14 protein-coding genes, 2 tRNA genes and 1 riboswitch are annotated in these 19,615 nt (G+C 68.4%); of the genes, 6 read left to right on the top strand and 10 right to left on the bottom strand.

The features are described 5' to 3' along the window. Positions 1 to 9: 9 nt before the first annotated feature. The 7 genes from nusA to rnr all read right to left on the bottom strand — a co-directional run bounded on the left by nusA (position 10) and on the right by rnr (position 7,850). Positions 10 to 1,494 carry a transcription termination factor NusA gene (nusA, locus tag ACX12L_RS16375; protein WP_459263521.1) on the bottom strand — a complete coding sequence of 495 codons (1,485 nt, stop codon included), beginning with the start codon at positions 1,492 to 1,494 and terminating at the stop codon, positions 10 to 12. A gap of 67 nt (positions 1,495 to 1,561) precedes the next feature. After that, complete coding sequence (gene rimP / locus ACX12L_RS16380; RefSeq protein WP_459263522.1) at positions 1,562 to 2,152, bottom strand: ribosome maturation factor RimP; 591 nt, start codon at positions 2,150 to 2,152, stop codon at positions 1,562 to 1,564. Positions 2,153 to 2,352: 200 nt separating this feature from the next. Beyond that, on the bottom strand, positions 2,353 to 2,736 hold the full coding sequence (locus ACX12L_RS16385; protein WP_459263523.1) for a thioredoxin domain-containing protein: 384 nt from the start codon (positions 2,734 to 2,736) through the stop codon (positions 2,353 to 2,355). A gap of 20 nt (positions 2,737 to 2,756) precedes the next feature. Continuing rightward, complete coding sequence (locus tag ACX12L_RS16390; RefSeq protein ID WP_459263524.1) at positions 2,757 to 4,046, bottom strand: c-type cytochrome; 1,290 nt, start codon at positions 4,044 to 4,046, stop codon at positions 2,757 to 2,759. Further along, positions 4,043 to 4,693 (bottom strand): c-type cytochrome, encoded by a 651-nt coding sequence (locus ACX12L_RS16395; RefSeq protein ID WP_459263587.1) that lies wholly within the window; start codon positions 4,691 to 4,693, stop codon positions 4,043 to 4,045. Before ACX12L_RS16395 ends, ACX12L_RS16390 begins: the two co-directional genes overlap by 4 nt. 90 nt (positions 4,694 to 4,783) lie before the next feature. Next, the gene (locus ACX12L_RS16400; protein ID WP_459263525.1) at positions 4,784 to 5,539 is read right to left on the bottom strand and encodes an SDR family oxidoreductase; all 756 of its coding nucleotides are present in this window, start codon (positions 5,537 to 5,539) and stop codon (positions 4,784 to 4,786) included. Positions 5,540 to 5,561: 22 nt separating this feature from the next. Then, positions 5,562 to 7,850, bottom strand: coding sequence for a ribonuclease R (gene rnr, locus ACX12L_RS16405; protein WP_459263526.1), 2,289 nt, complete (start codon positions 7,848 to 7,850; stop codon positions 5,562 to 5,564). Positions 7,851 to 7,869: 19 nt separating this feature from the next. On the opposite strand from rnr, the gene ACX12L_RS16410 reads away from it, so the two are divergent. Next, a tRNA-Leu gene (locus ACX12L_RS16410) sits at positions 7,870 to 7,954 on the top strand. 189 nt (positions 7,955 to 8,143) lie between these two features. Next, positions 8,144 to 8,228 (top strand) — tRNA-Leu (locus ACX12L_RS16415). A 106-nt stretch (positions 8,229 to 8,334) separates the two neighbouring features. Here ACX12L_RS16415 and ACX12L_RS16420 read toward each other — a convergent pair. Both ACX12L_RS16420 and ACX12L_RS16425 read right to left on the bottom strand, forming a co-directional pair. Next, on the bottom strand, positions 8,335 to 10,935 hold the full coding sequence (locus ACX12L_RS16420) for a DUF349 domain-containing protein (protein WP_459263527.1): 2,601 nt from the start codon (positions 10,933 to 10,935) through the stop codon (positions 8,335 to 8,337). 176 nt (positions 10,936 to 11,111) lie between these two features. Further along, positions 11,112 to 14,879 (bottom strand): DUF748 domain-containing protein, encoded by a 3,768-nt coding sequence (locus ACX12L_RS16425; RefSeq protein WP_459263588.1) that lies wholly within the window; start codon positions 14,877 to 14,879, stop codon positions 11,112 to 11,114. A gap of 193 nt (positions 14,880 to 15,072) precedes the next feature. On the opposite strand from ACX12L_RS16425, the gene ACX12L_RS16430 reads away from it, so the two are divergent. From ACX12L_RS16430 to nrdR, 4 genes are all read left to right on the top strand, one after another. Beyond that, positions 15,073 to 15,357 (top strand): hypothetical protein, encoded by a 285-nt coding sequence (locus ACX12L_RS16430; RefSeq protein ID WP_459263528.1) that lies wholly within the window; start codon positions 15,073 to 15,075, stop codon positions 15,355 to 15,357. Positions 15,358 to 15,599: 242 nt separating this feature from the next. Next, on the top strand, positions 15,600 to 16,421 hold the full coding sequence (locus ACX12L_RS16435) for a lytic transglycosylase domain-containing protein (RefSeq protein WP_459263529.1): 822 nt from the start codon (positions 15,600 to 15,602) through the stop codon (positions 16,419 to 16,421). A gap of 43 nt (positions 16,422 to 16,464) precedes the next feature. After that, a riboswitch (ZMP/ZTP riboswitch) is annotated at positions 16,465 to 16,626 on the top strand. Positions 16,627 to 16,662: 36 nt separating this feature from the next. Then, a complete protein-coding gene (glyA, locus tag ACX12L_RS16440; protein ID WP_459263530.1) occupies positions 16,663 to 17,907 on the top strand; it encodes a serine hydroxymethyltransferase in 1,245 nt (414 codons plus the stop codon). Between the two features lie 25 nt (positions 17,908 to 17,932). After that, positions 17,933 to 18,382, top strand: a complete 450-nt coding sequence (gene nrdR, locus ACX12L_RS16445) for a transcriptional regulator NrdR (protein WP_013518767.1) — start codon at positions 17,933 to 17,935, stop codon at positions 18,380 to 18,382. A gap of 61 nt (positions 18,383 to 18,443) precedes the next feature. Here the strand turns inward: nrdR and aroC are convergent, their stop codons facing one another. Then, positions 18,444 to 19,538 (bottom strand): chorismate synthase, encoded by a 1,095-nt coding sequence (aroC, locus tag ACX12L_RS16450; protein ID WP_459263531.1) that lies wholly within the window; start codon positions 19,536 to 19,538, stop codon positions 18,444 to 18,446. Positions 19,539 to 19,615: the final 77 nt, after the last annotated feature.

Here is a 19,615-nt window from a genome sequence, read left to right on the forward strand (position 1 = left end):
CCCTGACCTTTACTCTTGTCCCGTGAACCAGTGCTCGCGCGCCTTCATGATCAAGGCCTTCGCATCCTCGGCAGACTGCCCGGTCAGATCGGTCAGTTCGTCAATGGCCAGATCGGCCAGGTCATCACGTGTGTTCACTCCTGCATCGGCCAGCTTGGCAATCAGCTCCGGCGTCAGGCCCTCGAGATCGCGCAGGTCCTGCGATACGCTGCCCACGCTTTCCTCGCGGGCGATTTCCATGGTGAGCAGCGCGTCCTTGGCACGGGCGCGCAGCTCGTTCACGGTATCCTCGTCGAAGCTCTCGATCTCCAGCATCTCCTGCAGCGGCACATAGGCCACTTCCTCCAGGCTCTCGAAGCCCTCGGCGATCAGGATGTCGGCGATCTCCTCGTCCACATCGAGCTTTTCCATGAACAGCCGGCGCGCCGCATCGGTCTCGTCGGCCTGCTTTTGCGCCGATTCGGCGGCGTCCATGATGTTGATCTTCCAGCCCGTGAGCTCCGAGGCCAGGCGCACGTTCTGGCCGCCGCGGCCGATGGCGATGGCAAGGTTCTCCTCGTCCACCACCACGTCCATGGCGTGCTTTTCCTCGTCCACCACGATGGAGCTCACGTTGGCCGGCGCGAGCGCGCCGATCACGAACTGCGCCGGGTCTTCGGACCACAGCACGATGTCCACGCGCTCGCCCGCCAGTTCGTTGGTCACGGCATTGACGCGGGTGCCGCGCACGCCCACGCAGGTGCCGATCGGGTCCACGCGCTTGTCGTGCGAGAGCACGGCGATCTTGGCGCGGCTGCCCGGATCGCGTGCGCAGCTCTTGATTTCCAGCAGGCCCTGCTCGATCTCGGGCACCTCGTTGCGGAACAGCTCGATCATGAACTCCGGCGCCGAGCGCGAGAGGATGATGGGAGCGCCGCGCAGCGTGAGGTCCACCTCCATGATGATGGCGCGCACGCGGTCGCCGTTGCGCAGGTTCTCCTTGGGGATCATCTCGCTGCGGCGCAGGCGCCCTTCCACGCGCCCGGACTCGACGATGAGGTCGCCCTTGTCCATGCGCTTGACGGTGCCGGTGAAGATCTTCTCGCCGCGGCTCATGAAGTCGTTGAGCAGCATCTCGCGTTCGGCGTCGCGGATCTTCTGCAGGATGACCTGCTTGGCGGCCATGGCGCCGATGCGCCCGATGGGCACGGACTCCACCGGCTCTTCGATGTACTCGCCCACCTCGATGTCCGGAATGCGCTCGCGGGCATCCATGAGCAGTTCCTCGGCATCGGGGTTCTGCAGCCCGGCATCGTCGGGCACCACCAGCCAGCGGCGGAAAGTCTCGTAGTCGCCGCTGTCGCGGTCGATGGACACGCGCAGATCCACCTCTCCCTGGTACAGCTTCTTCGTGGCCTGGGCCAGTGCCGACTCCACGGCACCCAAGACCACATCGCGCTCGACGTTCTTTTCACGCGAAATAGCCTCTACCAACATCAACAATTCGCGATTCATGCGACGACTCTCCTGTTTCTCAATCCCTGGCGGGCCGGCCCGCAATGGCCGCCCCCGCTTTCCAATCTCAGCCTGCCGCGCCGGGCTTGGCGCCCCGCCCCTTGAAGTCCACGATGGGCGCCAGCCGCGCCTCACGCAATTCGTCCAGCACAAACCCCAAGGCCTGCAGCGGCGCCGGCACCCGCTTCTTGCTCACGCGCTGCCCCGGCTTGACCGGCGGCTCATCGCTCCAGACGATCTGCCAGCCACCGGCGGGGACACGCTCGAGCGTGCCGCGGAACTTCTTGCGGTTGGCGGCCACCTGCCCGCCTGCGGCCGCGCCCAGGGGCTCCTTCAGGGTGATGTCGATCACCTCGCCCTCGAAGCGCGTGAAATCCTGCTCGTTGCGCAGCAGCCGGTCGATGCCCGGCGAGGACACCTCCAGGCGTTTGTAGTCCACCCCTTCGACCTCGAGGGCGAACTGCAGCTGGCGCGTGACCTTCTCGCAATCCTCGACGGTGACGAACCGCTCGGCGGCCTGCGCTTCGCCGCCGTCGGCCGCAGGAGTCCACACCAGGTCGATGGTGATGCGCAGCAAGCCCCCTGCGGAGCGCTCGATCTCCACCAGGTCATAGCCCAACCCGGCCACGGTCTGTTCAACGATTTGCTGCAATGCCACAGGTGTGCGCTCTGTCCAATTCCAATTGAAAGGCCCTGCCAGCCGTGAAACCACGGGCTGGCCGAAGGCCAAAAAGCAAACGCCCAAAAAAAACGGGCGGTGAGTACCCGCCCGTTTTGGTCGTGAAGCGCGCATTGTATCCGTTAAAACACCGATATGCAAAGGTCAACGGCACGCATCTTGCATTCCGCAGAAAACGGTCAACGGCTCGCGGCAATCCGCCGGAAAAGCGCCTGCGCCTGCGCATCGGCGGCCGGCGCGCCGGGGTCGCCCTGCATGCCCTGCAGCATGCGGCCCAGGACCTGCGCCTGCGGCAGGACCGGCCCGAGGAACCGCGCCACCTGGCCGTCCGCGATCAGGATCGTGGGAAAGGTTTCCACGTCGACCTCGCCAACGACGTCCTCCTCGTCCTCCACGTCCACCCATTCGAACCGGACCTGCGGCCAATCGCCCGCCAGTACCTCGAACACGCCACGGTACTCGCGGCAGGCGCCGCACCACTGGGCGCAAAGACACACCACCCACCATGGCCCTGGTGAAGGCCAATGTGCCGACGATGGCGCCGCCGCGCTCACCATGCCCATGCGATCCGTCCTTTGTTTTTTCAAGAACCGCGCCGCTCGCGGGCGCGGTAGACGTCTATCGTATCGACCTTTGCGGCCTCGTTGCCCCAGGCATTGCGAATGTAGGACAGCACGCTGGCGATTTCCTCGTCCCGCAGGCCCTGCATGAAGGGCGGCATGCCATGGGGGCGCGGATTACCCGCCGTCGCCGGCAGGTACCCGCCCTGCAGCACCACCTGCACCAGGTTGGTGGCATCGGCCAGCAGCACGGCGCGGTTGCCCGCCAGCGCCGGGAAAGCGCCGCGGCGCCCCTCCCCCTGCTCGCCATGGCATTGGGAGCACTGCTGCTGGTAGATGCCCTGCCCCTTCTCCATCGCGGTGGCGGACGGCTTGGCTGCAGGCGGGGCGGGCCCATCCTCCTGGGGCAGGCTGCGCAGGTAGGCAGCCATGGCCCGCAGATCGGCATCGTCCAGGTACTGGAGGCTGCGGAACACGACCTCCGCCATGGGCCCGGACACCGTGGCCCGGGGCGATATGCCCGTCTTGAGCAGCGCGACCACGTCCTCCACGGGCCACGCGCCCAGCGCTGCCTCGTGCGGCGAAGTGAGCGCCGGCGCATACCAGTTCTGGACGGGGATCAGCCCGCCGCGGAACGCCGCGTCCGCGCGCGGCGCACCCAGGGCATTGCGCGGCGTATGGCACGCGGCGCAGTGCCCCAGGCCCAGCACCAGATAGGCGCCCCGGTTCCACTCGGCCGACCGCGCCGGCTGGTCCGGCAGCACGCCGGGCCGGAAAAACAATGCGCGCCATGCGGCCAGGGCTGCCTGGGTATTGAAGGGAAAGCGCAGCGCATGCGGCCGGTTTGGCTGCTCCACGGACGGCAGGCTGCGCAGGTAGGCGTAGATGGCATCCGAGTCCGCGCGCGTGATGTGGGTGTAGTTCGGGTAGGGGAACGCGGGATAGAGCAGGCGCCCATCGCGCGACCGGCCGTTGTGCAGGGCACGCCAGAACTCGCTCGCGGACCAAAGGCCTATGCCCGTGGCGTCATGGGGCGTGAGGTTGGACGCATGGACCGCGCCGAACGGCGTATCGATCGCCCGGCCGCCGGCGAACGCCGGGCCCCCCTGGCGCGTATGGCAGGACATGCAGTTGCCCGCGCGCGCCAGGTATTCGCCCCGCGCAATCGCCTCGGGCGTCGCAGGCAGAGGGGCTTCATCTGCGGGCAGCGCGGCCTCGTCCAGCCTGTTGAGCGCCGCCACGCCGCCCCCGACTGCCGCCGCCAGCACCACGCAGCCCACGGCCCAGCCCAGCAGGACACGCGCGGCGCTCATCGCGCCCCCCGCCCGGCCGCAGGGGCGGATGCGTGCGACGGGCGGACACTGCCACAGGGCACGGGCAGCTCCCCCTTGAACGACATGGCCGGCTTGCCCTGGCCGGGAACGGCCTGGGCCGCGAGCCATGCCGACACCGCGCCGACATCCTCCACGGTCAGCTGACGCGCGATCTCCGCCATGCAGTCGGGCGCCTGGGTGCGCCGCTGCCCCGTCTGCCACGCGCCCAGCTGGCTGCCCACGTAATCCCGCGACAGCCCCAGCAGGCCGGGAACGAAGGGCGCGACCCCGGTCATGGCGTCGCCATGGCATTGGACGCAGGCCGGGATTTTCCTGCCCTCGTCGCCATGGCGAACCAATTGCCGGCCACGCTCGATCAAGGACTGCGACGCCGGCGCGGGCGCGGCAGGCGCATAGGGCAGATCCAGGGCGGCGAAGTACCCGGCGATCTCGTGCAGGTAGTCGTCCGTCAGGTACTCCAGGAGACGGGACATCTGCGGATAGCTGCGCCGCCCGTCACGGAAGTTGAGCAGCTGGTTGTACAGATACCCCGCAGGCTTGCCCGCAATGCGCGGGAAATAGCCGCCGGGCGTCGCGCGCCCCTCCTTGCCGTGGCAGGCAGTGCAGGCCAGCACGCGGGGCCGCATGTCGTCCGCCACGGGATCGGCCTGCGCCGCAGGCCACGCCAGGCATGCACACAGAACCAGCGCGGCGCGCGTCCAGGGATGCACCTGCGCTCATCCCCGCCCGGCAAACGGCATCTTCGTCGCCATCACGGTGTGGAACATGACGTTGGCCTCGAGCGGCAGGTTCGCCATGTACAGCACGGACCGCCCCACGATGGCCACGTCCATCAGCGGCTCTGCAGCGATCTGGCCATTGGCCTGCTGCACGCCTTGCGTCATGCGCTGCGCCAGCTCGGTCTGTGCATTGCCCACGTCGATCTGCCCCACGGCGATGTCGTACTTGCGCCCGTCGAGGGATGCCGTCTTCGTCATGCCCATCACCGCGTGCTTGGTGGCCGTATAGGCAATGGAATTGGGGCGCGGCGTGTGCGCCGAGATGGAGCCGTTGTTGATGATGCGCCCGCCGCGCGGCGACTGCGCCTTCATGACCCGGAAGGCGTTCTGGATGCAGAAGAACATGCCGTTCAGGTTGACATCCACCACGGTCTTCCACTGCTGCACCGACAGGTCTTCGAGCGGTATGGCGGGCGCGCCCACGCCGGCGTTGTTGAACAGCAGGTCCACGCGCCCGAACCGCTCGACCGTGCGGTCGAACAGATGGCGCACGGCCTCGGGGTCGGCCACGTCCGTCGGGACGGGCAGCGCCCGCTCTCCCGCCCGGGCCTGCTGCGCCACGTCCAGCAGCGGCTGCTCGCGCCTGCCCGCCAGGGCCACGCTCCAGCCGTCGCCCAGCAAGGCCAGGGCCGCCGCCTTGCCGATGCCCGTGCCCGCACCCGTGACGATGGCGATCTTCGTGGTGTCACTCATGTCCATGCCTCTTCGCTGTGATTCAACCGCGCGACCTGCGCCCCTTGTGCCCGCCCTTGCCGGAGCCCTGCTTCTTGCCGGCGGCCGGCGGGGCCTGGTCCTTGCTCCGGCGCAGGCCACCCGCCTTGTCGAACGGGCGCGCATCGGCCGTCCGCTGGTCGCGCCCCTTCTCGTGCGGCGGGTGCTTGCCCGGGTCACGCGCCTTGGACGATTTGCCCGGCACCACGTCCCCGGCCTCATCCACCAGCCGGAAATCGATCTTGCGGCCGTCCAGGTCCACGCGGCTGACCTGCACGCGCACGCGCGCGCCGATCGCATAGCGGATGCCGGTGCGCTCGCCGCGCAGCTCCTGGCGCGCCTCGTCGAACTTGAAGTACTCGCCGCCCAGCTCCGTGATGTGCACCAGCCCTTCGACGTACAGGGCATCGAGGGTCACGAAGATGCCGAAGCTGGTCACGGCGCTGACGACGCCGCTGTATTCCTCTCCCAGATGCTCGCGCATGTACTGGCACTTGAGCCATGCCTCCACGTCGCGGCTGGCCTCGTCGGCCCGGCGCTCGTTGGCGCTGCAGTGCAGCCCCGCGGCCTCCCAGGCCTGGGTTTCGCGCACGCTGGCGCCCCCCGCCCTGGGCCTGATGGCGGGCTCGGCGGCCTTGGATGCCAGGCGCTTGGCGAGCTTGAACTGCGCCTCGCCAGGGGTCGGCAGGGCCGGCAGCATGTACTTCGTGCCGCCCAGGATGGACTTGATGACACGGTGCACCAGCAGGTCGGGATAGCGCCGTATGGGGCTCGTGAAATGCGTATAGGCCTCGAACGCCAGGCCGAAGTGGCCGCTGTTGATGGGCGTGTAGATCGCCTGCTGCATGGAGCGCAGCAGCATGGTGTGGATCTGCTGCGCGTCGGGCCTGTCCTTGGTCGCCTCGGCGATGGCCTGGAACTCCTGCGGCCGCGGCTCGTCCCCGATCGACATGCCCACGCCGAGGGCTTTCAGGTAGGCACGCAGGATCTCCTGCTTTTCCGGCGTGGGGCCTTCATGCACGCGGTACAGCGCGGGGCGGCCCGCCTGCTCGATGAAGTCCGCGCTGCAGACGTTGGCCGCGAGCATGGCCTCCTCGATCAGCTTGTGGGCCTCGGTGCGCACGCGCGGCTCGATTTTCTCGATGCGGCCGTTGTCGTCGCAGACGATCTGCGTCTCCGTCGTCTCGAAGTCCACGGCCCCGCGCACCTGCCTCGCAGCCAGGAGCGCGCGGTAGACGTCGTGCAGGTTGAGCAGATCCCCCACGCGCTCCTCGTGCCTGGCAGCCTCCGGCCCCCGCGTATTGGCCAGCACGGCCGCCACCTCGTTGTAGGTGAAGCGGGCGTGGCTGAGCATCACGGCGGGATAGAACTGGTAGGCATGGACCTCGCCCTTGGCGGTGACCAGCATGTCGCACACCATGCACAGACGCTCGACATGCGGATTGAGCGAGCACAGGCCGTTGGAGAGCTTCTCCGGCAGCATGGGAATGACCCGCCGCGGAAAGTAGACGCTGGTGGCGCGGTCGTAGGCATCCACGTCGATGGCGCTGCCCGTCTCCACGTAGTGGCTGACGTCGGCAATGGCCACCAGCAGGCGCCAGCCCTTGCCTCGCCCGATCTTCGCGGGCTCGCAGTACACGGCATCGTCGAAATCGCGCGCGTCCTCGCCGTCGATGGTGACGAGCGGAACGTCCGTGAGATCCACCCGGCGGCGCTTGTCCTGCGCACGCACCTTGTCCGGCAACGCCTTGGCCTGCGCGAGGCAATCCTCGGAAAACTCGTGCGGCACGCCGTACTTGCGCACGGCGATCTCGACCTCCATGCCCGGGTCGTCCACCTCGCCCAGCACCTCGACCACGCGCCCCACGGGCTGGCCGAACAATGCCGGCGGCTCCGTCAGCTCCACGACCACCACCTGCCCCGTTGCCGCGGTTCCCGTGGCGCCTTTGGGGATCAGCACGTCCTGCCCGTAGCGCTTGTCCTCGGGCGCGACCAGCCACACGCCGCTTTCCTGCAGCAGCCGGCCGATGATGGGCTGCGGCGGCCTCTCGACGATCTCGACCACGCGGCCCTCGGGCCTGCCGCGCCGGTCCTGGCGCACGATGCGCACGCGCACGCGGTCCTTGTGCAGCACCGCGCGCATCTCGTTGGGAGGGATGTAGATGTCGGGCTCGCCATCGTCACGGACGACGAACCCATGGCCATCGCGGTGGCCCTGCACCGTGCCCTCGATCTCGTCGGAAGAGGAAATTTGCGTCGCGGAAGCGCCAGCGTATTTTTTTTTGCTATACAATCTATGACTTTCCTGAAATGCCCAGGTGGCGGAATTGGTAGACGCACTAGTTTCAGGTACTAGCGAGTAACATCGTGGAGGTTCGAGTCCTCTCCTGGGCACCAAGTTTAACGAGAACCCGCCAGGGTTCTGACAATGAAGGCCGCTTTTCATGAAGCGGCCTTTTTTGTTTTGCAAACGGCGCTGGCCAACGATATCCGCACAGCCAGAGGTCGTTGCAGATCGCTCAAAAAAATGGAGCATCTCTCATGAGACGCCCCAAAATCCAGCTACAATTTATTCTTTCCTGAAATGCCCAGGTGGCGGAATTGGTAGACGCACTAGTTTCAGGTACTAGCGAGTAACATCGTGGAGGTTCGAGTCCTCTCCTGGGCACCAAGATCGACAAAAGCCGCTGACATGCATCAGCGGCTTTTTTGTTTCCGGCGCTGCATGGGAGTGCCCGTACGGCGGCAGCCGAAGTGCCGCCGCACGAGACGCGGGCCTACTTCCTGAGCAAGACCTTCAGCACGCCCTGCAGGCGGCGCGCACTGGCTTCGTCGCTGGCGCCGGCAAAAACCAGCGCCGCGTCCTGGGCCCAGGTCTGGGCAGGCGCAGGATCATTGCGGCGCGTGAGCATTTGCAGTTGCATGGCCCGGCGTGCGGCCAGTTGCTCTGCCGGCGTGGGCAGTTCGGCGGCGATCTCAAGGCGCAGCAGGGCTTGGTCCGCAGCCGCGCCAGCCGGGACGGCGCCAATGGCCTGGGCCCAGGAGGAGCGCACGCCGGCCGGCACCTTGCCGCCCAATTCCTGGACGCTGGGCACCTGCGCGGCATCCCGGCTCTTCCAGGCGTTCATGAGTTGCGTGAGCGCCTCGCCGTGCGCCTGCGCCGCCAATTTGCGCAGGGCGAGTTGCGCATGCTCCATGGCGTCGCGCTGGGCCCGGAATGCGGTGTCGCCCAGGCGCGGGCCGCGCGCGGCGGCATCGCGCGGGGCGCGGCCATCACGCCCTTCGCGCCGGTCGCCAGCGGCCCTGCCGGCTCGCGCCTGAGGCGCGGGCTCCGACCTGCGCATGCCGGGGCGGTCATCCCCCCGCACCGCCACCACGGGGCGTGCAGCGGCCGCAGGCGCCGGCTTGGCATCGGCCTCATCCGCTCCTGAATCAGTAGCTGCCTGCGCTTGTCCCTCCTGCGCTACAGGCTGTTTTTGGCCCAAGGCACCAGCGCCCTCCTGGTCCTTGAGGGCGGCCTCCAGGGCCGCCACGGCCTCACGGATGCGCTGCGCATCGTTCGAGGCGTTGGCGGCTTCCAGTGCCTTGGACGCATCCAGCACGGCGCGGTCGCGCGCGCTCAGTTCCGCGGCGCCGCGCTCACGCTCGGCCGACTTGCGGTTGAAGGCCTCGTCGAGGGGCTTGCGGAAGGCGTCCCAGAGCTTTTGCTCCTGCTTGCGGTCCAGGGGCACCGACTGCGCCTCCGCCTGCCAGCGCTGCTGCAGCGCCTTGATGGCATCAATGCGCAGCGAGGCGGCGGCCCCGAGCGACGCGGCCTCCTCGATCATGGCCTGGCGCCGCTCCAGGCTGGCCTTCTGCGCCGCCTCCAGCGGCGCCGCGGCCGATGCCATGGCTTGCTTCCACAGCGGCTGCAGCTCGGCAAACACCTTCTCGCTGACGTGGCCGCCGGCGCGCCAGCGTTCGCCGAACTGGTGCAGGGCGCGGTTCACCGCCTTCCAGTCGGCCGCCGCCGCGCCGGCCTGCTCCTGCGCCCAGGCCTTCACTTCTTCGACCAGCGCCATGCGCTGGGCGCGGTGCTCGGCGCCCTCGGCGCGCACCTTCTCCAGCCAGGCCTCGACCACCTTGTGGGCCGCGTTGCAGGCGTCGTCGAACCGCTTCCACAGGGCGTGGTTGGCCGGCGCGCCCTGGTCGGCGTGTTTCCACTGTTCGCGCAGCTGCCGCAGCAACTCCTGCACCTTGCGCCCGCCCAGCGCCTGCCCTTCGGGGCGCTGCAGCAAGGCTTCGGCGCGGGCGACCAGGTCTTCGCGCAACTGGTCCGCGCTCCAGCGCTGCCAGCCTTCGAGCTCTCCGGCCGCGACCAATGCCGCATGCACCTTGCGTTCGAGCTCGGCATCGATCAGCTTGCCGTGCACCTTCAGCACGGCGCGCAGCGCGGTGGCGGCGCCGGCGCTGGCCTTGCCGTGCCCCTGGGCGGTTTCCTCCTCCAGCCTGGACAGCGCCTCGCGCACGGCCTGCATGGCCTTCTCGCGCACCTCGGGGTCCACCTTGGGCTTGGCCGCTGCGCGGGGGGCAGCCTTGGCCGCGGCCGCCTCTGCGGGCAGTCCGCGCGCAAGGCGCAGTTCGTCGGCCCACACCGGGACCGGCGGCAAGGGGGCGTTCTCGTCCTCGGCCGCTGCCGCGGTCTGGGCCAGGGCCGACTGGAATGCCTCCCAGACCACCAGCAGCTGCGTGCGCGAGGACTCCAGCTGCGCCGGAAAGCGCACGTCCACGCTGGGCCAGGCGGCATCGCCCGTCAGCGCCTGCGCCTGTTCCTGCCAATGGCCCACGTCGGCGCTCAACAGCTCCAGGGCCGCCTGCGCGTCCTTCCACGGCTTGGTGGACAGCACCTCGATGCGCTGCGCGAGCAGCACCGCGGCCTCGCGCTGCACCTGCACGCGGTGCTGCAGATCCTCGATGGTCTTCACGCGCTCGCTCAACTGCGCCTTGAGCGTGGACAACGGCTCGCGCGAGAGCGGGGCGCCGGCCTTGGCCGCGTCGCGCTGCCAGGCCAGCGCATCGGCGATGTTCAGCTGCGCCGTGGCCAGCAGCGCCTCGGCCTTCGCCGTCCACTCCGCGGCGACGGCCGCCTGCCCCTGGGCGCGCCGGATCTCGTCGAGGCGCTCGCGCACGGCCCGTGCGGCACCCTTGTCGCGGGCGCTCAATTCCTTGAACACCTCCTGCAACTTGTCGGTGGCCGGCTGCGTGGCAAGCCATTCGCGGATGCGCGCCGACCGCTCTCCAGACGTGGCTGCCGAAAAGGCGCCGCCCGTCAACGCATCCAGGGGATGCGGCTCGCTGGTTTTGGTCTGGACCGGGGTCGCTTCGGGTGCGTCGGACATTTTGCTGCGGGAAGAAAAGGGAAACATGGATCCAATGGGGAAAAGAGGCGGGAAGCCTGCGGCGCAAGCGCCACGCCCGGGCATGGGTCTGAGCCCGGTTCCGGCGAAACCGCTATTTTCGCCCGGATTTGGCACGGGGCCTCAGATGTCGCACGCCAGGCGCATGCGCAGGACTCTCACCGCGCCGCCAGCGCCAACTCCGCCTTGGGCGTCCAGCCGCCGCTCCCCTCGCCTGCCGGCTGCAGCTTGCTGGCGCCCACGAACAGCCGGTCCAGCGCCACCTGCCGGCTCGCCAGGTAGTCGCGCACGGCAACGCCGCGCGCCAGGGCCAGGTCCTGCATGGCGTTGCCGGGAACCTCGATGCTCTTGAGCAGCAGCGCCTCCATCTCGCCCTGGGGCAGGTCCTTGGCCAGGCCGACCAGGTTGCGCGGCTTCTTCATGTCCGCGCGCCGGTAGGCCTCCTTGAGCAGGGCGGGATACTCCGCGTCGCTCACGGGCGCCACGTCGGCCGCCGACTCCCCGGCCCTGACGGCCGCGCGGCGCTTCTGCGCCTGTACCAGGTCCCGCAGGCGCAGGCGCTTCCAGGCCTCCTCCTCGGCCTGCGGCTGGGCCCAGCCGGCCACGGTCACCTTGAGTGCCGGCCGGTTGTTCAGCTCCTGTGCGATCTTGTCGAGTTGCTGGCGCGCCTTGTCGTCGAGCGCGGCGCTGCCCGGCGCGAAGGCGATGCTGCCCTGCTCGTCCGCGCCGGAAAACACCCCCGCCAGCAGCGAGAAGGGTGCGGTGATGGCCTTCATGACGAGGTTGCCGATGACCTTGAGGATGACGCCGCCCAGGCTGAATTGCGGGTCGTTCAGAGAGCCGCTGATGGGCAGGTCCACGTCGATCACGCCATTGCGGTCGGCCAGCAGCGCCACGGCCAGCCGCACCGGCAGGCTGGCGGGCGCGCCCTCCACGGGGTCGCCGAAGGCCAGCTGGTGGAGCACCAGCTTGTTGGTGGCCGTGAGCTGCCCGTCGGGCTGCACCTTGTAGGCCACGTCCATGCTGAGCTTGCCGCGCTCGATGCCATGGCCGGCGTATTTGATGCTGTAGGGCGACAGGGGCGGCAGCTCCAGGTCGCGCATGCGGGCCTGTATGTCGAGCGCCAGGGGCTTGGCCAGGGGGTTGAGCTTGCCACTGACCTCCAGGGATGCCGTGCCCTGCGCGCGCCCGCGCAGCTCCAGCTCGGCCATCTGCGGCTCGCCGCCCGCCTCGGCGGGCACGGAAGAAAACGCGCTGAGCCTGCCGGTCAACTCGCTGAGATCCGCCGAATAGTTGGGCTTGACGAAGTAGTCGGAGAAATGCACCGACCCGTTCGTCAATGCCACCGGGCCGAACCGGATCACCGGCGCCATGGGGTCGGCCGGCTGCGCCGCTGCCTGCGCCGTACCGGTGGCCGCGGCGACGGAGGCTGCGTCCTTCGGTGGCGCGGCGGCCGCCTCCTCGGTCGCGGCCCCCTTGCGGATATCCTGCAGGTTGATGCGTCCGTTCTCGTGCACGATGATGCGCGCGAAGAAGTCGCTGAGCGCCGTCTCCCTCACGTCCAGCGCCAATGGCCGGCCCGGCTTCAGGTTCACCGCCACGCCGCGCAGCCCCAGCGACTTCCAGCGCAGCAGTTCCTCGCCGCGATCGGCGATCCGCCTGCTGCCCTTGCCCTCGTCATCCGCGGCCACGTCGTCCTTGGCGCGCACGCGCACCTCGTCCAGGGACATGTCGCCCGCCACCGAGACCGCCGGGCCGGCCGTCTCCTGAACGTAGCGCAGGTCGCCGGCGAAGCTGCCCTCGGCGCGCAGGATGTCCACGTTCAGGTCCGACGTGACATAGGGCTCGAAGGCGTGCACCGGCACATGCTGCGCGCGCACCCTGCCCTGCACGGCCAGCGCGGGCGCCATGGCCACGGTGCCCTCGTAGCTCAATCGCCCCGGCTCCGCCCGGCCGGCGGCCACCCGGGTGTCCAGGTGCACCGCCACCGGGGTGATCCGGCCATCGTCATAGGAGAAGTTCCGCGCGCGCAGTTGGAGCCCGGATGCATTGAGCGCCACCGGCCTGGCTGCCGCGTCGTCGCGGAAGGCCAGGCTGGCGCCTTCGACCTCCAGGGCCGCCAGCTTCAGCTTCCAGGGGGCCGGCGCCGCCGCGGCCGGCTTGCCCTTGGAGGCGGCCTCGGACGCGTCCGGCAGCCACTCCTCGAACATCCAGCCGCCCTTGGCTGCACGCGAGACCAGGACGCGGGGCTGCTTCACGAGTACCCGGCCCAGCGTCACGCTGCGCTGCGGCAACTGCACCAGGGCATCGCTCACCTCCAGGCGCCCGGCCTCGGCCAGCGAGGTCTTGGCGGCATCCGCGATCCCGGCGGTGCGCAGGGTGCGGCATTTCTTCTCCGCCGCCGCGCAATCGAGCGCCAGCTTGCCCAGGGACAGCGTGGCCACCTTGGCGGCCATGGCATCGCCGTTCCTGGCCAGCCCCAGGTCTGCATCGAGCATGCCCGCCAGCGAGGGCTTGAGCACCCCCGCCAGATACGGCGCCGCCATGGCCATGGAAAGCCCGCGAACGGAAACCGCGGCCTGCGCCTGCACGTCCGTGGCCTGCCCCTGCACCGCAAGCCGCGCCGCATCGCCCTTGGCAGCCCCGCCGGACAACTGCGTGCTCAGGCGGAACTGCAGCGGCTGCTGGAACGGCAGCGCAATCGCCCAGGCCTCGGCCTGCAGGTTGTCCGCCTTCCACGCGGCCTTGCCGCCCGGCAGGCTGGCGTCGGTCCAGTCGACGACGCCGTCGTGCAGCCCCGCCCGCCCAAGCCGCACCTGCCATGCGGCGTCCTGCGGCGCCGGCGCGGGCTTGGCCGCGGCGTCCGCGCCATCGGCCGGCTGCGCCAGCCCGGGAAGCGCCACGGCACCCGCCGCATCCCTGCGCAGATGCACATGGACGCCATGCCAGTCGATGGCGTCGATGTCCACGATGCGCTGCAGCGGCCGCACATCCTTGAGCGCCACCTGCAGCGCATCGAAGTCCAGCAGGGGCTCGCCCGCCGCATCGGTGGTCCGGACGCCATGCAGCCGGACACCCCCGCTGATCGTGAGCCGCGGCGTGGCGTCGTCCTGCTCGAAGCCCAGCTTCAGGTCGGCGTCGAGCACCCCGGCTTGGAGCCGCACCGGCACACGGCTCGGCATGTAGCCGCTGAAGGGCCCGAGGTCGAAGCCATCGACGTGCAGGTTGACCTCGGTCTGCCGGTTCTGGGCGAACGGGGTCGTCCGGGCGGCGGTGTCGAAGGCGCTGCCGTTCAGCTCGAAGGCCAGCCTGGGCGTGACCTTGACCTCGCGGTCCGCAGAGAAATTGCTCAGGAACGGTACATCGATGCGGAGCCCGCGCAGCGTGTGGACCTTGCCCACCGTCCGGTCGTCGAAATCCAGGGCCCCGCCGCGCAGCGCGAGGTTGTAGAGCGCAAAGCGCGGCGGCCGTGCCTCGCCGTCCTGGGTCTTCGGCTGCTGGGCAAGGCGGTTCAGCACGTCGTCGAAGTCGTAGTGTCCGGGAGCGGTCTGCGTGACGTGGATCACCGGCTCGTCCACCTGCACCGCATCGATCACCGGCGCGAGCCGCCACAGCGACTGCAGCTCCGCATCTATATAGATACGCGCTACCTGGATCTGGGGAGCCTTGCCATCCCCGGAGGCAACGGACAGCCCATGGACCGTGGCCTCCAGCGTCCATGGCAGGAACTCCACCTTGGAGACCGTCACCTTGCGCCCCAGGGCCTCCGAAGCATGCCGCTCGATCTGCGAGCGCGCGATGGGCGGAACGACGAGCCAGGCCAGCAGCCAGAGCCCCAGCAGACAGGCCAGGAACCACGCCGCCCGCCGGGCCCACCGATGGCTTTTGATAGTTTGTATGACTTGCGACACGCGATACCCGCTCAGTTCAGCTTCGGACGCTATTGAATCAGTGAACGTCCACGTGTCAGTGTAAATAAGTGCAAAAAGAAAGCCCGGTGGACGGAGTCTTTCCGTGCACCGGGCTTGACGGCAGACGCAACGGTCTTTTGCCATCGTTTGCACCGCGGAGAGGATCGTCCCCGGTGCAGGAGGCAAGGTATTGCCTCCTGGGTTTGCCTTGGAAGCGAGTGACCTGTTGCTTGATGCGGCACTGCGTGCCTTCCATCCAGATGGTTTCGCCTCTTCCGGCGGATGCCTGAATCGCTCAGGCGCCTCAAAGGTAGCAAATCTCCGCGCACTCTCCAACAGCTTTCGTCAATGGCAGCAGCGCATCGATTGCAAGTTTCATTTCGCGGCGCCTGCTGCATTCGACTACAGCCCCTCCACTGCGGTCGAAGTGCCAATTTCTGCGTTCACAAACAGTATTGTAATTATTTTTTTATATAAAAATAATGTTTATTAGTGTTGACTATGCATTTAGTGACCTCCTAGAATCCGCCAGCCTTCAAAACGCAGATCCGTAATAACCCTAGCTGCTGCCCTTCGGCACCGGCTAAGACAGTCCGCAAGTTCCCATGGCATGGCCGGTCATGGCACGGACTGGACGGCATACCAGCCCAGGCAGAAGGCCTGGCAAGACCGAGTCCACCCAAGCGCCCCTGCAGGCGCTGCGCCTTCCGGGACTCGACTCAGAAAGGAAAAGCTATGACAGCGTCAGGAAAAATCATTGCCGGCGTGCGCACAGTTGCCGCCGATGTGGTCAATGGTCTTCTTGAAGTGACACACAACGGCTTCGCCCTGCTCGGGCTGGCAGTCGTCTTCGCGGCCGTCACGCTGACGGCGCGCCCGGACCTGCGCCAAATAGGCGAAGACGAGCTGCGCGGCTGGCTGCATGCGCGCCAGGTCGCGGAGGACGGCTTCCCGCTGGAGCCGGCCGCAAGCGACCGCGCCATGGCCCTCAACCCCAGCGAGCTGCCGCGCGAGCAGGCGGCCGTGGCCTATTGGCTCAGCAAGAAATACCGCGTGGCGCCCGAACCCCTGGCGGCCCTGGTGACCGAGGCCTACGACATCGGCGCGCGCACCAAGCTCGATCCCACGCTGATCCTGGCCATCATCGCCGTGGAGTCGAGTTTCAACCCGTTCGCGCAAAGCGCCGTCGGCGCGCAGGGCCTGATGCAGGTGATGACCCGCGTGCACACCGACAAGTACGAGGGTTTCGGAGGCCAGTTCGCCGCGTTCGACCCCGTGGCCAACCTGCGCGTGGGCGTGAAGGTGCTGCAGGAGTGCATAGCGCGCGCGGGCTCGCTCGAAGGCGGCCTGCGCTACTACGTGGGTGCCGCCAACCTCCCGGACGACGGCGGTTACGCGGCCAAGGTGCTGGCCGAGCATTTCCGCCTGCGCCAGGTGGCGGGCGAGCGCAGGACCGCCAAGCCGGTGCTCTCCACCAAGGCCCCGGCGGCGCCCGAGGCCGCGCCGGCAGCGCAGCCCGCGGGCGAGAAAGTGGCCCTGCTCGACGGCGGCCTCTGAGGCCGCGCCGGCGCCGTGGGAGACGGGCGCCGTCAGCTACACTAGCGGGGTACGCAACTGGCGATAGGCGCGCAAGGCCCCCGGGCCCCGCCGCTGACGTGGAGACCGGCAGAAAGCCCTGTTTTTCTGCAAACCACTGGGGAGCGTGCCGCGCGGATGAGCAGCCAAGCCCCGCAGCGATCCGTCGTTCGCCTGGGCAGCCCTTGATTGCCAAGGGACACTGAGAGTTCATAGGACTGCCATGTATCAACGCACTATTCTTGTCGAACAAACCGATCCCGAGGTGTGGGCCGCCATCCAGGCCGAGAACCGCCGCCAGGAAGAGCACATCGAGCTGATTGCCAGCGAGAACTACGCCTCTCCCGCCGTCATGGCCGCGCAGGGTTCGCAGCTGACCAACAAGTACGCCGAGGGCTACCCGGGCAAGCGCTACTACGGCGGCTGCGAGAACGTGGACGTGATCGAGCAGCTGGCCATCGACCGCATCAAGCAGCTCTTCGGCGCCGAGGCCGCCAACGTGCAGCCCAACTCGGGCTCGCAGGCCAACCAGGCCGTGCTGATGGCCTTCCTCAAGCCCGGCGACACCATCCTGGGCATGAGCCTGGCCGAGGGCGGCCACCTGACGCACGGCATGGCGCTGAACATGAGCGGCAAGTGGTTCAACGTGGTCTCCTACGGCCTCGATGAGAAGGAAGAGATCGACTACGACGCGTTCGAGGCCAAGGCCCGCGAGCACAAACCCAAGCTCATCATCGGCGGCGCATCGGCCTACGCGCTGCGCATCGACTTCGAGCGCATGGCGCGCGTGGCGAAGGAAGTCGGCGCCATCTTCTGGGTGGACATCGCCCACTACGCGGGCCTGGTGGTCGCGGGCGAGTACCCCAACCCCGTGCCGCATGCCGACGTGGTGACATCCACCACGCACAAGAGCCTGCGCGGCCCGCGCGGCGGCATCATCCTGATGAAGGCCGAGCACGAGAAGGCCATCAACTCCGCGATCTTCCCCGGCCTGCAGGGCGGCCCGCTGGAGCACGTGATCGCCGCCAAGGCCGTGGCCTTCAAGGAGGCGCTGTCGCCCGAGTTCAAGGCCTACCAGCAGCAGGTGGCGAAGAACGCCAAGGTGTTCGCCGAGACGCTGACCCAGCGCGGCCTGCGCATCGTGAGCGGCCGCACCGAGAGCCACGTGATGCTGGTGGACCTGCGCGCCAAGGGCATCACCGGCAAGGCCGCCGAGGCGGCGCTGGGCAAGGCCCACATCACCATCAACAAGAACGCCATCCCCAACGACCCCGAGAAGCCCATGGTGACCAGCGGCATCCGCGTGGGCACGCCCGCAATCACCACGCGCGGCTTCAAGGAAGAGGAAACGCGGCTCACCGCCAACCTGCTGGCCGATGTGCTGGAGAACCCCGACGACGAGGCGCACCTGGCCGCCGTGCGCGCCAAGGTCAACGCGCTGACCAGCCGCTTCCCGGTCTACCGCTGATCGCGCGAGCGCAGGCGCTGCCGCGATGAAGTGCCCCTTCTGCAGCCACCAGGACACCCAGGTCATCGAGACCCGGGTGTCCGAGGACGGGGACTGCATCCGCCGCAGGCGCCAGTGCGGCGCCTGCGAAAAGCGCTTCACCACCTATGAGCGGCCGGAAGTCAATTTCCCCGCCGTCGTCAAGAAGGACGGCCGCCGCGTCGAATACGACCGCCACAAGCTGCTCGGCTCCTTCAAGCTGGCGCTGCGCAAGCGCCCGGTGAGCACGGTGCAGATCGATTCGGCCATCGAGCGCATCGAAGAGAAGCTGCTGCACCTGGGCCAGCGCGAGGTGATCTCCAGCCGCATCGGTGAACTGGTCATGCGCGAGCTCAAGAAGCTCGACAAGGTGGCCTACATACGCTACGCCAGCGTGTACCGCAGCTTCGAGGATATCGACGAGTTCCGCGCGCTCGTCGACGAAGTGCGCAAGTAAAGACGCTATTCTTTAGATAGCTGCCAGCGCTTACCCATCAAGCGCTGGAGCCGTTTTTCGTTCAAATACTGGCAGGAATGGGCGGCACCGCCTGCCGCACGTCGCCGCACTGCGCGCGCTGGCGCAGCGCGTGGTCCATGAGCACCAGCGCCAGGAGCGCCTCGGCGATCGGGGCGGCGCGTATGCCCACGCAGGGGTCGTGGCGGCCCTTGGTGATCACCTGGATGCTCTGGCCGTGAATGTCCACGGACTCGCGCGGGCTGATGATGGAGCTGGTGGGCTTGATGGCGATCGACACCTCGATGTCCTGCCCCGTGCTGATGCCGCCCAGCACCCCGCCCGCGTTGTTGCCGGCAAAGCCCTGGGGCGTGAGCGAGTCGCCGTGCGTGGTGCCGCGCTGGGCCACGCTGGCGAAGCCCGCGCCGATCTCCACGCCCTTGACGGCGTTCAGGCCCATCATCGCGTGGGCGATGTCCGCGTCGAGCTTGTCGTAGAGCGGCTCGCCCAGGCCCACGGGCACACCCGTGGCCTGCACGCGGATGCGCGCGCCGCACGAGTCGCCGCTCTTGCGCAGCGCATCCATGTAGTCCTCGTAGGCCTGCACGTCGGCCACGGGGGCGAAGAACGGGTTGTTGGGCACATGGTCCCAGCCCTCGAACGGGATGGGCAGCTCGCCCAGCTGCGTCATGCAGGCGCGAAAACGCGTGCCGTACTTCTCGGCCAGCCACTTCTTGGCCACGGCGCCGGCCGCCACGGTGGGCGCCGTCAGGCGCGCGGACGAGCGCCCGCCGCCGCGCGGGTCGCGCAGGCCGTACTTGTGCCAGTAGGCGTAGTCGGCATGGCCCGGGCGGAAGCTCTGGGCGATGTCGCCGTAGTCCTTGCTGCGCTGGTCCTGGTTGCGGATCAGGAGCGCGATCGGCGTGCCGGTGGTCCTGCCCTCGTAGACGCCCGAGAGGATCTCCACCGCGTCGGGCTCGTTGCGCTGCGTGACGTGGCGGCTGGTGCCCGGGCGGCGCCGGTCCAGGTCGGCCTGGATGTCGGCCTCGCAAAGCGCCATGCCGGGCGGGCAGCCGTCGATCACGCAGCCGATCGCCGGGCCGTGGGACTCACCGAAGTTGGTGACGCAGAAAAGGGTGCCAAGTGTGTTGCCGCTCATAGGGGCGTGATTATCCCAGAGCGGTTGCGGCTATGAAAGAAGTAGCTGCCGGCGCCCGCCACACAAGCACCGGGAGC

The organism is Alicycliphilus sp. T452 (assembly GCF_054512775.1).

Bases quoted from the DNA above. Each gene is read 5' to 3' on its own strand.
- nusA (WP_459263521.1), bottom strand. From the start codon at position 1,494: ATGAATCGCGAATTGTTGATGTTGGTAGAGGCTATTTCGCGTGAAAAG.
- ACX12L_RS16385 (WP_459263523.1), bottom strand. From the start codon at position 2,736: ATGGGCATGGTGAGCGCGGCGGCGCCATCGTCGGCACATTGGCCTTCA.
- ACX12L_RS16390 (WP_459263524.1), bottom strand. From the start codon at position 4,046: ATGAGCGCCGCGCGTGTCCTGCTGGGCTGGGCCGTGGGCTGCGTGGTG.
- ACX12L_RS16395 (WP_459263587.1), bottom strand. From the start codon at position 4,693: ATGCGGCCCCGCGTGCTGGCCTGCACTGCCTGCCACGGCAAGGAGGGG.
- ACX12L_RS16400 (WP_459263525.1), bottom strand. From the start codon at position 5,539: ATGAGTGACACCACGAAGATCGCCATCGTCACGGGTGCGGGCACGGGC.
- ACX12L_RS16420 (WP_459263527.1), bottom strand. From the start codon at position 10,935: ATGTCCGACGCACCCGAAGCGACCCCGGTCCAGACCAAAACCAGCGAG.
- ACX12L_RS16435 (WP_459263529.1), top strand. From the start codon at position 15,600: ATGACAGCGTCAGGAAAAATCATTGCCGGCGTGCGCACAGTTGCCGCC.
- glyA (WP_459263530.1), top strand. From the start codon at position 16,663: ATGTATCAACGCACTATTCTTGTCGAACAAACCGATCCCGAGGTGTGG.
- nrdR (WP_013518767.1), top strand. From the start codon at position 17,933: ATGAAGTGCCCCTTCTGCAGCCACCAGGACACCCAGGTCATCGAGACC.
- aroC (WP_459263531.1), bottom strand. From the start codon at position 19,538: ATGAGCGGCAACACACTTGGCACCCTTTTCTGCGTCACCAACTTCGGT.